Here is a 15,352-nt window from a genome sequence, read left to right on the forward strand (position 1 = left end):
TGGTGTCCGCAGGTGGTGCGTCACGGCCGTGACGCCGTCACGTCACGGCCCTTGTGGCGCGTGACGGAAATCCCACCCCGTGGTGCTGACCTGCGTGTCTCCGTGTCACGGGGGCGTGACGCCTGGGCCGTCCCGTACTGGTGGAACCGGGGATCGCGGGTGGTGCGACCCCCGGCGTCACAGGGGGCGTGACGCAGGTCGTCACGGGGCGTCGGCCAGGGACGGACCCGGTTCCGGAGCTGCCGGGTCGCCGGACAGGCAAGAGGAGCACCCTGCGCGGCGTGCTCCTCTTGCCTGTGCCAGCGGTCCGGGATGTCCCGGGTCCGGAGTTCCCGGCGGATCGTAGCGTCCGCATGGCCTTCGCCCTCGGCAGCGCTCTCACCTGCGGTGATTCTCTTAGCAGGGGGCGGTGGCTGCGGACGCTGTGGACACTGGCGGACGCTAGCCGTTCTGTTCAGCGTCCGCACTGTTCCCGCAGGTCAGAAGGGGCGGAGACGGCCGTGCGGACGCTGCGGACACTGTCTTCTCTCAACTCTCTAGGACGGCATAGGGGCGGGCCCCTGCCCCGGCTAAAAGCCTCCTCCGATGCGTACGGAGGGAGGGTGGCCCGACCGCCTTCCGCGTACGGACCTGCCCCTTGGAAGGCCCCTCTCCTGTGGCGCACGGCGGCTCTTCAGGGAGACGGGGCCCCCGCCCCTCCCTTGAAGAGCCGTCCTGGACGTCCCGCGACGAGGAGGGGCCTTCCAAGGGGAGCAGGTGCAGGCGGTGGACGGGAGGGTGGACGGGGGGTGGACGTGACCCAGACGTGTCCACCCCCCGTCCGGGGGACTGTCCGGGGCATTCCGGGCACCTGTCTGGGGGGTGTCCACCCCGGTCGCTGTCCAGTTTGCCCCGGTCTGGTGGGTGGTCGAATGGAGGGTCAGGGTGGTCGGCCGACCACCCTGGGGCCTTTCTCGACCGGGTGTCAAACCGGGGCATATTGCGTTCCGACCGGAGGTCGACCGGGTCCCCGGGCCGCCCGAAGGTAAAGGATCGCGTCGCACAGAACAGAGGCCAGAGGGATGTCAGGGCTGATGAGCCTGACACCTGGAACGGGTGTCAGGCGGTGTCAGGCAGCGGCGTCACGGGTTTCTGACAGCGGGTCTGCCTAAGGGTTTGGGTGTCAGGGGGCCTGACGGTGTCAGGGGGTGTCAGGCGTCAGGCGATGGCGAGGCGGGACGATCCCGACCGGCCGTGATGGTCCGGCCGGCGGTTGTCGCTGTCCCTCAGAAGCGGCTCTCAGCGTGGGCGCCTGGAGGTCGGCGCCCGAAGGGCGCTCCTTCCCGCCCTTGTCTTGTCGCCCTTACCCTCAGACCTCCGGGCCGGGCCGTCTGTGGGCCGTCAAAGGCCCGCCGAGGGTGACCGATGACGGCCAATGGCGACCACTCCGGCGAGGCTCAGCCGCAGGTGACGAAGGAAGTGCCGAGGCCGCTGAGAGCGTCGGCAAGAACCAGGGCAAGAAGTAGTACGCACGCACGTCACGCACGCTCACGCACGGTGCGCACGCGTGCGAAGGGCCCCGTCCGGAGGGTGTGGACGGGGCCCTTCGGGCTTCGTGGCCGGGGTCAGCCGCACTGGCAGGGGGCGCCGGACTGGCAGCCGCAGCCGCAGCCCGAGCCGCAGCCGCAGGCCGCGAGCAGCGGGAGGCGCAGGGGCTCCGGCCTGGACGGCTGTTCCTGCTCCGGGGTGATGGGAACGGGGGAATCGGACATGCTTCCTCCTCGCGGGCGCAGTACGGGGCCCCGTACTGCCTTCGCCCCATTCATGCCCAGCGGTACCGGCGCGTCAACGGCGCACCGAGGCTCGCCGTCCACCGCCCACGGCCCGCCCCCGGCCGCGCGTGCGGTCAGGCGCCCTCGGACGCGGCCGGCGCCGGGGCGGCGGCCGGGGGCTGGAGCTCGTCGGCGTGTTCGCCCGTCACCAGGTAGACGACGCGCTTGGCCACCGACACCGCGTGGTCCGCGAAGCGCTCGTAGTAGCGGCCCAGCAGCGTCACGTCCACCGCCGTCTCGATGCCGTGCTTCCAGCGGTCGTCCATCAGGTGCTGGAACAGCGTGCGGTGCAGCTGGTCCATCTCGTCGTCGTCCTGCTCCAGCTGGAGCGCCAGGTCGACGTCCTTGGTGATGATGACCTCGGCCGCCTTCGCCATCAGCCGCTGCGCCAGCTGCCCCATCTCCAGCATCGTGGCGTGCAGGTCGCGCGGGACCGCCGTGTCCGGGAAACGCAGCCGGGCCAGCTTCGCCACGTGCTGCGCCAGGTCCCCGCTGCGCTCCAGGTCGGCGCTCATCCGCAGTGAGGTCACCACGATGCGCAGGTCGGTGGCGACGGGCTGCTGGCGGGCCAGCAGGGCGATGGCGCGGGCCTCCAGGTCGTGCTGGAGGTCGTCGACCTTCTGGTCGGCGGCGATGACGCTCTCGGCGAGCTTCAGATCGGCGTCGAGCATGGACGTCGTGGCCCGCCCGATCGCGGAACCGACCAGCCGGGCCATCTCGACCAGGCCCTCTCCGATCGAGTCCAGTTCCTCGTGGTACGCGTCCCGCATGGGTGTCCCTCTCTCGCCTACGGCCTGCCCGGAAGGGGCCGGGGGCGCTCACGTGCCCCACGCTCACACCGTGGGCCGCCAACGCGTCCGACTCCGGCCCGCCAAGTGAATCGACCCCGTCGTCAGGGTGAACTCTGGGCGACGAGTGTTCGAGCCACCACCCGTACGGCTGTGGAAGTGTCGTCGTGCCTGCTTAACCTGGATGCATGGATGTGAACGCGGCGGTCGCCGCAGCTGCCGCGATCGCCGGTCTCTGTACCGGTGTGATCGCGATGCTGGCGTTCCGCTGGAGCGAGCGCGACCAGGCCCGCCCCACCCGGAGCTCCATGCGCCCCGACATCAACGCGGTGCTCCCGCCCGGCGTGGACACCGTCCTTTCCGTGCTCCGCTCCTCCGCCGTCGTCCTGGACGAGGGCGACGTGGTCGTCAAGGCCAGCTCGGCGGCGTACGCCCTCGGTCTGGTCCGCGGCGGCAAGCTCGCGGTGGAGCCCATGCTCCACATGGCCCGCGACACCCGCCGGGACGGGGAGATACGTCAGGTCGAGCTGGATCTGCCCCGGCGGGGCACCGGGCGCGGCGAGGCCCTCGCGGTCTCGGCGCGCGTCGCCCCGCTCGGCTCCCGCCTGGTCCTGCTCCTGGTCGAGGACCTCACGGAGGCCCGCCGGATAGAGGCCGTGCGGCGTGACTTCGTGGCCAACGTGTCGCACGAGCTGAAGACGCCGGTCGGCGCGATCTCCCTGCTCTCCGAGGCCGTCATGGACGCGGCGGACGACCCCGAGGCGGTCAGCCGCTTCGCGGGCCGGATGCAGATCGAGTCCACCCGGCTGATCAACCTCGTCCAGGAGCTCATCGACCTCTCCCGGGTCCAGAACGACGACCCGCTGGAGGACGCGGAGCCCGTACGGGTGGACACCCTGGTGGCCGAGGCCATCGACCGCTGCCGTCACACCGCCTCCTCCAAGCAGATCGTCATGGCCGCCGGAGGCACCGCCGACCTGCGGGTATGGGGTCACCGGGGCCAGCTCGCGGCGGCCCTGGGGAATCTGGTGGAGAACGCCGTCAACTACAGCCCCGCCCGCACCCGCGTCGGCATCGCCGGACGCAGGGTGGCGGCACCTGGGGGAGACTTGATCGAGATCGCCGTGACCGACCAGGGCATCGGCATCCCGGAGAAGGACCGCGAGCGCATCTTCGAACGTTTCTACCGCGTGGACCCGGCCCGCTCCCGTGCCACGGGAGGAACCGGCCTCGGCCTGGCGATCGTCAAGCACGTGGCGGCCTCGCACGGCGGGGAGGTGTCGGTATGGAGTTCGGAGGGCCAGGGCTCCACCTTCACGCTGCGGCTCCCCGAAGCCGCCGCTCCGGGCCCGGCGACGGCCCACGCACCCGCACGGCCCCTGCTCCACACCGAACCAGCCATCCCTGCCCCGGAGGTCCTTCCGTGACCCGAGTGCTCGTCGTCGAGGATGAGGAATCCTTCAGCGACGCCCTGTCCTACATGCTCCGCAAGGAGGGCTTCGAGGTCGCCGTCGCCGCGACCGGCCCCGAGGGGCTCGAAGAGTTCGAGCGCAACGGCGCCGACCTCGTCCTGCTCGACCTGATGCTCCCCGGCCTGCCCGGCACCGAGGTCTGCCGGCAGCTGCGGGGCCGCTCCAACGTCCCCGTGATCATGGTGACCGCCAAGGACAGCGAGATCGACAAGGTCGTCGGGCTGGAAATAGGAGCCGACGACTACGTCACCAAGCCCTTCTCCTCGCGGGAGCTGGTCGCCCGCATCCGCGCGGTCCTGCGCCGCCGCGGCGAGCCGGAGGAGGTCACCCCGGCGGCCCTGGAGGCCGGTCCGGTACGGATGGACGTGGACCGGCACGTCGTCACCGTCTCCGGCGGCAAGGTGGACCTCCCGCTCAAGGAGTTCGACCTGCTGGAGATGTTGCTGCGCAACGCGGGCCGGGTGCTCACCCGGATGCAGCTGATCGACCGGGTCTGGGGGGCCGACTACGTCGGTGACACCAAGACCCTCGACGTGCACGTCAAGCGACTGCGCGCCAAGATCGAGCCGGACCCGGGCGCCCCGCGCCACCTGGTCACCGTCCGCGGCCTCGGCTACAAGTTCGAGCCGTAGGCCGGTACGGCCCGGCCCCCGGCGGGCCCGTGGAGGGCCGCCACGGACGTACGGGAAGGGCCCCGGCCGCTGTGATGCGGCCGGGGCCCTTCCCGTACGTCCGGCGAGCGGTCGGGCCGCCCGGCGGTTCAGTGACCCGTGCTCTGCGAGGAGGAACCCGACGGCGTCCCGGAGGTGCTGCCCGGCGAGGGCGTGGGCGCCCCGGAAGGGGTCGCGCCGGTCCCCGGGGCCGCGCTCGGGCCGAAGTCCGCGAACATGCCGGTGGCCGGGACCACGAACGCCCCCAGCGGGACGGCGCCGGCGCTGCTGAGCTGGAAGACGACCTCCTGCACGTTGCCGTCCTCGACGGCCGTACGGCCGCCCTCGATGACGGCGGAGGCGTTGCCCTTGCCGCCGATCACGACGGAGCCGCCGGCCGGCACGGTGATCTTGCCCGCGCCCTCGGCGGACTTCAGGACGACCTTGCCGCCCTTGCCACCCGCGAGGGTGACGGCGTCGAGGGTCTGCGGCTTGGTGCCGGAGTTGAAGAGGGTCGCCGAGACGACGGCGGGGCCCTTCTTCTCCTTCTCGCCCTGGGTGATCACCAGCGCGTTCTGGATCTTGATCTCGCCCTTGGTGGCAGCGGCGTTGTCCGGCTTGATCTGGAGGGTCTGTGCGTCGTTGCCCGCTCCGCACGCGGAGAGCGCGGCGATCGAGAACACGACGGCGGTGGCGGCGAGGGTGCCGCGTCGAAGGCTGCGGCTCACGGCGGCGGCAACTCCTTGGACGTACGGAGACGGATGGGTGGGCTCCCCCGGCTCTCGCCGGGAGGTTCCCCCGGGGCGGCCGAGGTAAAGCCGCTCTAAGGGTGTGTCAGCGCGCTTAGGTTACCGAGCCGCCGCCCCGCCCCCGCACCCGACCCTCCGCAGCGCCGGGGCCGTGCTCGGCCCGTCCCGCGATCACGGTTCGCGTCCCCGTTCCCCCGTCGTTCCCCTCGTCGATCACGTGGCGCCCGTAAACCGCGCGCCGGGCGCCAGGTGATCAATTCCGGGATTCCTTCGAACGTGACTCCGTGATCAATTCAGGATTGGGCCGGAACCCGCTCCCCGCGGGTGGCCTCCAGTCGAACGGAGTAGTTCGGTTTCCCCGCTTCGAACCCGGCAAAACGGGACGTACGTCACGCTGACGTACGCGCCCGACCGGTGTAGCGTGGCCCTTTCGCCTGGTCCGCACAGCGCCCCCGACCTGCGAATACCCCCTTCCGGAAGCCCTCCGCAGCACGTTCCTGTTGCTGTTGTCAAGCCCCGAGATGTGCCCTGACCTGCGAAAACGCCATTCATAACAGTCGGTTCTCGTGTTACCCTGGATAGCCACGGAAGGGGTACCTGTCACATGACGTTCAAGGTTGGCGACACCGTGGTCTATCCCCATCACGGGGCCGCGCTGATCGAGGCCATCGAAACTCGCCAGATCAAAGGCGTGGACAAGACCTACTTGGTGCTCAAGGTCGCCCAGGGCGACCTGACGGTTCGTGTGCCTGCGGACAATGCGGAGTTCGTCGGTGTTCGCGACGTAGTCGGCCAGGACGGGCTGGAACGGGTCTTCGAGGTGCTTCGCGCACCGTACGCAGAAGAGCCGACGAACTGGTCCCGGCGCTACAAGGCAAATCTGGAGAAGCTCGCTTCTGGCGATGTCATCAAGGTCGCCGAAGTGGTGCGTGACCTGTGGCGTCGTGAGCGTGAGCGTGGACTCTCCGCGGGTGAGAAGCGCATGCTCGCGAAGGCCCGGCAGATTCTGGTCAGCGAGCTCGCGCTCGCCGAGAACACCAACGAGGACAAGGCCGAGGCCCTTCTCGACGAGGTTCTCGCGTCCTGACGCGACACGCCGTTTGATCAACACGCCGTTTGATCAACACGCCGTTCGATCGACACAGTGTTTGATCAGCACAGTGTTCACACTGTTGTGCCGCGGTGCCCGATGACAGCTTCCCTCTCCCGGGAGCGGGCTGTCGCCGGGCACCGCGGCATGTCCGTACCTGTGGGGATGTCCGTACCCGCTCCACGTCCGTACCCCCGCCCCGGTGCCCCGGGGGTCGTGCCGGGTCCGGACGGCCGCTCGGCCGGTGGTCACGGAAGGGGCGAGGGCGTCGCACCCGGCACATCACCCAGGCCCATACCCATGTCGGCCGAAGCCACAAACCTGGCTGCCCAACCCGGAGCTACCGATGCCTGACGAACCGCTCCCCCCGCTCCCCCCGGACGCCCCGCGCCCCCACCGCACCGCCGCGGTCATCCCGGCGGCCGGCCGCGGGGTCCGCCTGGGCCCCGGCGCCCCCAAGGCCCTGCGCGGTCTCGGCGGCATCCCGATGCTCGTCCACGCCGTCCGCGCGATGGCCCGCTCCCGCGCGGTCTGCGTCGTCGTCGTCGTGGCCCCGCCCGACGGCGCCGCCGAGGTGCGGCTGCTGCTGGACGAGCACGCGCTGCCCGAACGCACCGAGATCCGTGTCGTCCCCGGCGGGGAGACCCGCCAGGAGTCCGTACGGGCCGGCCTGGAGGCGCTCCCCGAGGACATCACCTGCGTCCTCGTCCACGACGCGGCCCGCCCGCTGGTCCCCGTCGAGACCGTCGACTCCGTCGACCGGGCCGTCCGCGACGGCGCCCCCGCCGTGGTGCCCGCGCTGCCGCTGGCCGACACCGTCAAGGAGGTGGAGCCCGGCCCGCCCGGCGAGCCCGAGCCCGTCGTCGCCACCCCCGAGCGGGCCCGGCTGCGCGCCGTCCAGACCCCGCAGGGCTTCGACCTCGCCACCCTCCGCCGCGCCCACGAGCGGATCGCCGTCGAGGGCGAGGGCGCCACCGACGACGCCGGGATGGTGGAACGCCTCGGCGTCACCGTCGTCGTGGTCCCCGGCCACGAGGAGGCGTTCAAGGTCACCCGCCCGCTCGACCTGGTCCTCGCCGAGGCCGTGCTCGCCCGAAGGAGGGCCACCGATGCCTACTGACACCGCTCCCCTCGACCCCGCTCCCCGCGCCACGCCCCCCGCGCTGCCGCAGATCGGGGTCGGCACCGACGTCCACGCCTTCGAGACCGGCCGTGAGCTGTGGTGCGCCGGGCTGCTGTGGGAGGGCGAGGACGGCCTCGCCGGGCACTCCGACGGCGACGTCGCCGCGCACGCCGCCTGCGACGCCCTCTTCTCCGCCGCGGGCGCGGGCGACCTCGGCGCTCACTTCGGCACCTCCCGGCCCGAGTGGTCCGGGGCGGCCGGGGTCACCCTGCTGGCGGAGGCCGCCCGGATCGTCCGCGCCGAGGGCTTCGAGATCGGCAACATCGCGATCCAGGTCATCGGCGTCCGCCCGAAGATCGGCAAGCGGCGCGCGGAGGCGCAGCAGGCGCTCACCGCGGCCGTGGGCGCCCCCGTCTCCGTCTCCGGCACCACCACCGACGGCCTGGGCCTCACCGGCCGGGCCGAGGGGCTCGCCGCCATCGCGACCGCGCTGGTGTACCGGACGAACCCGGTCTGAGTGCGACGTAACGACCCCGTCGCTTCGGCAACAAACCCGCCCCGCGTCCCGAAAGGGTCGCGGGGCACTGCCGTAGGCGCACTACCCTGGATGCCGTGACTATTCGCCTGTACGACACCAGCGCCCGGCAGATCCGTGACTTCACCCCGCTCACAGCGGGCTGCGTCTCGATCTACCTCTGTGGCGCCACGGTGCAGGCGGCCCCGCACATCGGGCACATCCGGTCGGGCCTCAACTTCGACGTGATGCGCCGCTGGTTCGTCTACCGGGGCTACGACGTCACCTTCATCCGCAACGTCACGGACATCGACGACAAGATCATCACGAAGTCCGGCCACCAGGGCCGTCCTTGGTGGTCCATCGGCTACGAGAACGAGCGCGCCTTCAACGACGGCTACACCGCCCTCGGCTGCCTGCCGCCCACCTACGAGCCCCGCGCCACCGGACACGTCACCGAGATGGTCGAGATGATGCGCGGCCTGATCGAGCGCGGCCACGCCTACGAGTCCGGCGGCAACGTCTACTTCGACGTGCGGTCCTTCCCCGGCTACCTGGCCCTGTCCAACCAGGAACTGGACAACCTCCGCCAGCCCTCGGGCGACGGGGAGACCGGCAAGCGCGACGAGCGCGACTTCGCGATGTGGAAGACGGCCAGGCCCGGGGAGCCCTCCTGGGAGACCCCGTGGGGCCGCGGCCGTCCCGGCTGGCACCTCGAATGCTCCGCGATGGCGCACAAGTACCTCGGCCCGGCCTTCGACATCCACGGCGGCGGGCTGGACCTGATCTTCCCGCACCACGAGAACGAGATCGCCCAGGCCAAGGCGTACGGCGACGAGTTCGCGAAGTACTGGGTCCACAACGCCTGGGTCACCATGTCCGGCGAGAAGATGTCCAAGTCGCTCGGGAACTCCGTCCTCGTCTCCGAGATGGTCAAGCACTGGCGCCCGATCGTGCTGCGCTACTACCTCGGCACCCCGCACTACCGGTCGATGATCGAGTACAGCGAGGAGTCGCTGCGCGAGGCCGAGTCGGCCTTCGCGCGGATCGAGGGCTTCTACCAGCGCGTCATCGAGAAGGCCGGCGGTCCCGTCGAGCCCGCCGCCGAGGTCCCGCCCGCCTTCGCCGAGGCCATGGACGACGACCTGGGCGTCCCGCAGGCGCTGGCCGTCGTCCACACCACGGTCCGCCAGGGCAACAGCGCGCTGGCCGCCGACGACAAGGACGCGGCCATCGCGCGCCTGTCCGAGGTGCGGGCCATGCTCGGGGTCCTCGGCCTGGACCCCCTCGACCCGCACTGGGCCGGTGAGACCGACCGCGGCGAGGACCTGCACGGCGCGGTCGACACCCTGGTCCGGCTCGTCCTGGAGCAGCGCGAGTCCGCCCGGTCCCGCAAGGACTGGGCGACCGCGGACGCCATCCGCGACCAGCTCCAGCAGTCGGGCCTGGTCGTCGAGGACGGCCCGTCCGGTCCGCGCTGGACCCTCGGCCCCCGCTGAGCCCGGTCCCCGGCGGGACCCGGGCAGACCGCCGTGGTGTGCCGTCCGGGGCCGGGGACGGCACACTCTTCATACGTACATATCGCAGGATCAACGAAAACAGGTAGAGGTCATGGCCGGGAACAGCCAGCGCAGGAACCGCCGCACGTCCAACAAGAAGGGCGCTACGGTCGGCAGCGGTGGCCAGCGGCGCAAGGGCCTGGAGGGCAAGGGCCCGACGCCCAAGGCCGAGGACCGCAAGAAGCACAAGGCGAACCGCATCAGCAACGCCATGGCGCGGCAGGCGGCCAAGCGCCGCCCCGCGCCGCGCCGCGGCGGTCCCAAGGGCACCAGCGAGATGGTCGTCGGCCGCAACCCGGTCTTCGAGGCGCTGCGCGACGGCGTCCCGGCCACCACCCTCTACGTCCAGCAGTTCATCGACAACGACGAGCGCGTGCGCGAGGCCCTCCAGCTCGCGGCCGCGCGCGGCAACATCAACCTGATGGAAGCCCCGCGTCCCGAGCTGGACCGCATGACCAACGGGCTCAACCACCAGGGCCTGGTCCTCCAGGTCCCGCCGTACGAGTACGCGCACCCCGAGGAGCTCACCGCCGCCGCGTACGACAACGGGCAGGACCCGCTGATCGTCGCCCTCGACGGGGTCACCGACCCGCGCAACCTCGGCGCGATCGTCCGCTCCGTCTCCGCCTTCGGCGGCCACGGCGTGGTCATCCCCGAGCGCCGCGCCGCCGGTATGACCGCCGGTGCCTGGAAGTCCTCGGCCGGTACCGCCGCCCGTACCCCGGTCTCCCGCGTCACCAACCTGACCCGCGCCCTCCAGGAGTACAAGAAGGCCGGCATCACCATCGTCGGTCTCGCCGCCGAGGGAGAGCACTCGGTCGCCGACCTGGCGGCGCTGGGCGGCCCGGTCGTCATCGTCGTCGGCTCCGAGGGCAAGGGCCTGGGCCGGCTGGTCGGCGAGAACTGCGACTACCTCGTCCGCATCCCGATGCCGGGCGGCGCCGAGTCGCTCAACGCCGGTGTCGCCGCGGGCGTCGTGCTGTACGAGGCGGCCCGCCGCCGCGCCTGACCAGGGGCCGGTGCCGTCCGGCGCTTGATCCACCTGGCTCACGGGAAGTGACCCCTGAGCGTGTCGCCCCGCCCGCTCCGGGCGGGGCGGCTTGATGTTGACGGGTCTCGGACAGATCCCTGATGTCAAGACAGTGTCCTAACCACCCGTCACTCGGTTAGATGAGTGTGGACACCAGAACGTCAGGGTTCGACGACCAGCCCGCGCTGAGCATGGTCAAGGTGCCGTGCGACCCCGCACAGGTCATCGTCAACCACGCCAGCTTCCGCGTGCGGCTCGCACCGAGCCCGAGCGCGCGTTCCAAGCCCCTGTACGCGCCCGGCCGCGCGCCCGTCCTCGGCGCTGCCGTGGCCGTCGCCGCCGGAGCCACCCGCCGCCGGGCTCCCGTCGTCTGGAGCGGCAGGTCCGCCCCGGGCGACACCGCCGCCATGGGCGGGCTCCTCCAGGCCGTACGGGAGGCCGGGCTCGGCGGCCGTGACCCGTACGACGGCGGCGCCACCCAGGTCATCCCGCGCGTCGACCTCGACCAGGACCTCGCCGCCGACACCCTGGCCACGCCGACCGTCATCGGCCAGCGCAGCTACGGGGACCTCGACGACGCGCGCTCCCGGGGCACCGGCCGGGACCTGCCGGACGAGGACGCGTACGGGGGCGGGGCCCCCGGCGCGGACGGCCGGCGGCCCGGAACCGAGGCGCGCGCGCAGGCCTCCTACTACCCCGGCCGCCGGATGAACCTCGGTGTCGTGCTGCTGCCGCTGCGTGTCTTCCTCGGCTTCATCTCCGTCTACGCCGGCATGGGCAAGCTGTGCGACCCCGTCTACTTCGACGGCGGCGAGCGCGGCTCCATGGTCACCTGGCTGCACACCCTGCACCCCTGGGCCCTCGCCGAGCCGCTGCGTGACTTCGCGCTGGCGCACCCGGTCGGGGCCGGGCTCAGCGTGGCGTTCCTCCAGGTCATCGTGGGCGTGCTGACCATCTTCGGTCTGTGGCAGCGGTTCGCCGCCGGCTTCGGGGCGCTGCTCTCCGCCGCGCTGCTGATGACGGTGAGCTGGAAGACCGTCCCGGCCTACGACGCGCCCGACATCATCTACCTCGCCGCCTGGAGCCCGCTCCTCATCGCGGGCGCGCCCGTCTACTCCCTCGACGGGAGGCTCGCGGGCGAGGCCTGGCGCACGCTCGGCCCGCGGTCCGGGGTCGGGCAGCTGCGGCGGCGCGTCCTGCGGCGCGGGGCCCTGATGGCCTCGGTCGTCTGCGGTCTCACCCTGCTCGTCGGCTCCCTCCTCGGCGGGGCCGTCCGCTCGACCACCGTGGTCACCGTGCCCGGTCCGGGCCGGGCGCCGAGCAACTACCTGCCGGGCACCCCGCTGCCGCAGCCGCCCGCCAGGCAGCCGGAGGCGGTGAAGCAGCCCGCGAGGCCGGTGGCGCCCTCGGCCGCTCCCTCCGAGCCCGCCACCAAGTCCGGGCGGGGCCCCTCGGGCACGCCCACCGCGCGGGAGACCACCGGCGCGGGCACCGAGTCGCCCTCCGCGACCAAGGGCGCCACCGGCAAGCAGACCCCGCGCAGCACGCCGCGGCCCGCGGCCCCGCAGAAGCCGTCGTCCTCCTCCGGGAACGGCAACGGCTCCAGCCCGTCCGGGAGCGGGGAGACCCCGTCGAAGAAGCCGGGCCTGGTCGGGGGTCTCCTCGGCTGAGACCGGCGGGCCGGCCCGACGGACTCCTCCGGGGGACCGGCCCGACAGCCCCGGGGCCCGGCGCGCGCGAGCGTGCCGGGCCCCTTCGTGTGCGGGTGCGGCGGGACAGCCTGGCCATGGCCAGGCTGTCGGCGAGGAGGGGCTCAGGGGCCGCTCCGGGCCGCCAGGTCGCGGGCGGCCTCGGCGAGGTCCTTCGCGGTGTCGATCGCCCTCCAGTAGGCCCCCTGGGGCAGCGGGAAGCCCGCCAGGCGGCGTTCGCGGGCCAGGCGCGGGAAGGTGGTGCGCTCGTGGTCGCCGACGTCGGGCAGGAGCGCGGCGAACCCGGGGCCGAAGACGTACACCCCGGCGTTGACCGGGTAGGGCGACGGCGGGGCCTCGATGAAGTCCAGCACCTGCCCGAACTCGTTGGTCTCCACCACCCCCCACGGGATGCGCGGCCGGGCCAGGGCGAGGGTCGCGGTGGCGCCGCGCTCGGTGTGGAAGGCGGCCATCTCGCGGAGCGGGAAACGGGTCCACACGTCGCCGTTGGTGGCGTACCAGGGCGCTTCCGGGTCCGGGAGGTGGCGGGCGGCGTACTTGAGGGCGCCGCCGCGGCCCAGCGGCTCGTCCTCGACCACGGTGGTCACGCGGAGCGGCAGGTCGGCCCCGGCCAGCCACTCCTGGAGCACCCCGGCGAGGTGGCCGCAGGAGACGACGGCGTCGGTGACCCCCTCGGCGGCGAGCCAGGCCAGCTGGTGCCCGATGATCGGCGTCCCGGTGCCGGGGATCTCGACCATCGGCTTGGGGCGGTCGTCCGTGTACGGGCGCAGCCGCGAACCCTGGCCGCCCGCCAGGACGACCGCCTGGACGGGCGGTTCGGCGGGGGGAGCGGGGGACGCGGCTGCGGAATCGGTGGATCGGGGTGCGGGGGGAACGTCGGTCATGGCGGCCAGGGTAGGGCGAGTGCCCCCGGGCGGGACGCGTCCCCGGCGGGGGACGGTCCGGCGCGTGTCGGCGGCCGTGCCGTGGGTGGTGCCGTGGGTGGTGCGGGTCAGCCCATGGAGGCGACGCCGGAGGCGTACGAGGTGTCGCACACCGGGCGGGCGAAGGACTGGGCCTTCGTCGGGCCGTAGGTGTCGACGGCGGCCCGGCCCAGCGCCCGCGCGATCCCCACGCAGTGCTCGGTCAGCGACGGCCGGCGGTCCACCTCCTGCTGGAGGTGGGTGAGGACGTCACTGGGCCGGTCGCCCCGCTTCAGCTCGCCGAGGAGCTTGTCGCGGAGCAGCTCGTGGGGGGCGCGCGGCTTCGCGGGGACGGAGACGTCCTCCGCGGAGGCGGTCAGGATCTGGGCGGGGGTGTTGTCCGCCCAGGGGACCATGGTGACCGCGAGAGTCCCGGACAGGACCATGACGACGGGCAGGACCAGGGCGAGGGATCGGCCGATACGGCGGGCAGTGTGGGTCACGAGGGCGAGAGTAGCGCTCGGTGAGGTTTTGACGACATCGAGTCACCCGGTCGGGGGACGGTTCGACGTGGCTTTTCGAATACGAGGTTGACGAGTGGCGGGTGATTCGTCCGGTCTGCCGGGGTAACTGCCCTGAGGGCGGCCGGAGATGCGCGCGGAGTGGGATACGGCCGGGCGCGCCGGGGGGAACGGGGAAGGGGCGCCCCGTCGCGGAGCGCCCCTTCGTGTCGTGCCGCCGTGGCGCCGTGCCGCCGTGGCGGCACGGTCTTTCGGCCGGGAGGGTTCTTGCCGGGCCGGTGAACCCTCCTGGCCGCCGCGTCAGTTGGAGAGGCGGGCGCCGGAGGAGGTGGAGAAGACGTGGAGTTCGTCCGCGCGCGGCACCACGTGCAGGGTCGAGCCCTTCCGGGGCACCTGGCGGCCGTCGACGCGGACCACGAGGTCCTGGCCCTTGGCGTCGGCGGTGGCGGCGGTGGTGCCGTAGAGGTAGCCGTCGGCGCCGAGCTCCTCGACGACGTTGACGGTGAGGGTCAGGCCGCCCGTCTCGGCGATGTCGATGTGCTCGGGGCGGATGCCGACGGTGACGGTGCGGTCGCCCGCGTCGGCCGCGGCGGAGAGGGCCTCGCGGGAGACCGGGACGACGCTGTCGCCGAACTTGACGCCGCCGTCGGTGATCGGGACCTCGACCAGGTTCATGGCCGGGGAGCCGATGAAGCCGGCGACGAAGAGGTTGGCGGGGCGGTCGTACATGTTGCGGGGGGTGTCGACCTGCTGGAGCAGACCGTCCTTGAGCACCGCGACGCGGTCGCCCATGGTCAGCGCCTCGACCTGGTCGTGGGTGACGTAGACGGTGGTGATGCCCAGGTTGCGCTGGAGGGCGGCGATCTGGGTGCGGGTGGAGACGCGGAGCTTGGCGTCGAGGTTCGACAGCGGCTCGTCCATCAGGAAGACCTGCGGCTTGCGGACGATCGAGCGGCCCATGGCGACGCGCTGGCGCTGGCCGCCGGAGAGGGCCTTGGGCTTGCGGTCGAGGTAGGGGACCAGGTCCAGCATCTTGGCCGCGTCCTCCACCTTCTTGCGGATGGTGGCCTTGTCCTCGCCCGCGATCTTGAGCGCGAAGCCCATGTTCTCGGCGACGGTCATGTGCGGGTAGAGCGCGTAGTTCTGGAACACCATCGCGATGTCCCGGTCCTTGGGCGGCAGGTGCGTGACGTCGCGGTCGCCGATGCGGATGGCGCCGCCGTTGACGTCCTCCAGGCCGGCGAGCATGCGCAGCGAGGTGGACTTGCCGCAGCCGGAGGGGCCGACGAGGACGAGGAACTCGCCGTCCGCGATGTCGAGTTCCAGCTGGTCCACGGCGGGCTTGTCGCCGCCGGGGTACATCCTGGTCGCCTTGTCGAAGGTCACAGAAGCCATGGTGGTGAACCCCTTCTACCGGCAGGAACGTGCCGGACG

At 72.3% G+C, this 15,352-nt stretch carries 14 protein-coding genes; 8 read left to right on the forward strand and 6 right to left on the reverse strand.

Annotated features, from left to right (window positions below):
• Positions 1 to 1,604: 1,604 nt before the first annotated feature.
• Together ACIA5F_RS23545 and phoU are read right to left on the reverse strand one after the other, a co-directional pair.
• Positions 1,605 to 1,751: a hypothetical protein gene (locus ACIA5F_RS23545; RefSeq protein WP_399356047.1), complete on the reverse strand. Its 147-nt coding sequence runs from the start codon at positions 1,749 to 1,751 to the stop codon at positions 1,605 to 1,607.
• Between the two features lie 134 nt (positions 1,752 to 1,885).
• Entirely contained in the window at positions 1,886 to 2,581 is a 696-nt protein-coding gene (gene phoU, locus ACIA5F_RS23550; RefSeq protein ID WP_399356049.1) for a phosphate signaling complex protein PhoU, read from the reverse strand.
• A gap of 206 nt (positions 2,582 to 2,787) precedes the next feature.
• Here phoU and ACIA5F_RS23555 point away from each other — a divergent pair, with 206 nt between their 5' ends.
• Both ACIA5F_RS23555 and ACIA5F_RS23560 read left to right on the forward strand, forming a co-directional pair.
• Complete coding sequence (locus tag ACIA5F_RS23555; RefSeq protein WP_399356050.1) at positions 2,788 to 4,026, forward strand: sensor histidine kinase; 1,239 nt, start codon at positions 2,788 to 2,790, stop codon at positions 4,024 to 4,026.
• Positions 4,023 to 4,703, forward strand: a complete 681-nt coding sequence (locus ACIA5F_RS23560) for a response regulator (protein ID WP_399356052.1) — start codon at positions 4,023 to 4,025, stop codon at positions 4,701 to 4,703. Before ACIA5F_RS23555 ends, ACIA5F_RS23560 begins: the two co-directional genes overlap by 4 nt.
• Before the next feature lie 128 nt (positions 4,704 to 4,831).
• Here ACIA5F_RS23560 and ACIA5F_RS23565 read toward each other — a convergent pair whose 3' ends face one another.
• Complete coding sequence (locus ACIA5F_RS23565) at positions 4,832 to 5,449, reverse strand: DUF461 domain-containing protein (RefSeq protein ID WP_399356055.1); 618 nt, start codon at positions 5,447 to 5,449, stop codon at positions 4,832 to 4,834.
• A gap of 625 nt (positions 5,450 to 6,074) precedes the next feature.
• Here ACIA5F_RS23565 and ACIA5F_RS23570 point away from each other — a divergent pair.
• The 6 genes from ACIA5F_RS23570 to ACIA5F_RS23595 all read left to right on the forward strand — a co-directional run bounded on the left by ACIA5F_RS23570 (position 6,075) and on the right by ACIA5F_RS23595 (position 12,456).
• A complete protein-coding gene (locus tag ACIA5F_RS23570; protein ID WP_050374646.1) occupies positions 6,075 to 6,557 on the forward strand; it encodes a CarD family transcriptional regulator in 483 nt (160 codons plus the stop codon).
• Positions 6,558 to 6,906: 349 nt separating this feature from the next.
• A complete protein-coding gene (gene ispD / locus ACIA5F_RS23575) occupies positions 6,907 to 7,680 on the forward strand; it encodes a 2-C-methyl-D-erythritol 4-phosphate cytidylyltransferase (protein ID WP_399356057.1) in 774 nt (257 codons plus the stop codon).
• Positions 7,670 to 8,200: a 2-C-methyl-D-erythritol 2,4-cyclodiphosphate synthase gene (ispF, locus tag ACIA5F_RS23580; protein ID WP_399356060.1), complete on the forward strand. Its 531-nt coding sequence runs from the start codon at positions 7,670 to 7,672 to the stop codon at positions 8,198 to 8,200. Before ispD ends, ispF begins: the two co-directional genes overlap by 11 nt.
• A 95-nt stretch (positions 8,201 to 8,295) precedes the next feature.
• On the forward strand, positions 8,296 to 9,696 hold the full coding sequence (gene cysS / locus ACIA5F_RS23585; RefSeq protein WP_399356062.1) for a cysteine--tRNA ligase: 1,401 nt from the start codon (positions 8,296 to 8,298) through the stop codon (positions 9,694 to 9,696).
• A 112-nt stretch (positions 9,697 to 9,808) separates the two neighbouring features.
• Positions 9,809 to 10,765: a 23S rRNA (guanosine(2251)-2'-O)-methyltransferase RlmB gene (gene rlmB, locus ACIA5F_RS23590; protein WP_399356064.1), complete on the forward strand. Its 957-nt coding sequence runs from the start codon at positions 9,809 to 9,811 to the stop codon at positions 10,763 to 10,765.
• 161 nt (positions 10,766 to 10,926) lie between these two features.
• Complete coding sequence (locus ACIA5F_RS23595; protein WP_399356066.1) at positions 10,927 to 12,456, forward strand: DoxX family membrane protein; 1,530 nt, start codon at positions 10,927 to 10,929, stop codon at positions 12,454 to 12,456.
• A 143-nt stretch (positions 12,457 to 12,599) separates the two neighbouring features.
• Here the strand turns inward: ACIA5F_RS23595 and ACIA5F_RS23600 are convergent, their stop codons facing one another.
• The 3 genes from ACIA5F_RS23600 to ACIA5F_RS23610 all read right to left on the reverse strand — a co-directional run bounded on the left by ACIA5F_RS23600 (position 12,600) and on the right by ACIA5F_RS23610 (position 15,313).
• Positions 12,600 to 13,379 carry an NDP-sugar synthase gene (locus ACIA5F_RS23600; RefSeq protein WP_399356068.1) on the reverse strand — a complete coding sequence of 260 codons (780 nt, stop codon included), beginning with the start codon at positions 13,377 to 13,379 and terminating at the stop codon, positions 12,600 to 12,602.
• A gap of 107 nt (positions 13,380 to 13,486) precedes the next feature.
• Positions 13,487 to 13,900: a hypothetical protein gene (locus ACIA5F_RS23605; RefSeq protein ID WP_399356070.1), complete on the reverse strand. Its 414-nt coding sequence runs from the start codon at positions 13,898 to 13,900 to the stop codon at positions 13,487 to 13,489.
• Between the two features lie 318 nt (positions 13,901 to 14,218).
• Positions 14,219 to 15,313 carry an ABC transporter ATP-binding protein gene (locus ACIA5F_RS23610; RefSeq protein WP_399356072.1) on the reverse strand — a complete coding sequence of 365 codons (1,095 nt, stop codon included), beginning with the start codon at positions 15,311 to 15,313 and terminating at the stop codon, positions 14,219 to 14,221.
• Positions 15,314 to 15,352: the final 39 nt, after the last annotated feature.

This window comes from Streptomyces sp. NPDC051567 (genome assembly GCF_044454165.1).
Classification (GTDB): Bacteria; Actinomycetota; Actinomycetes; order Streptomycetales; family Streptomycetaceae; genus Streptomyces.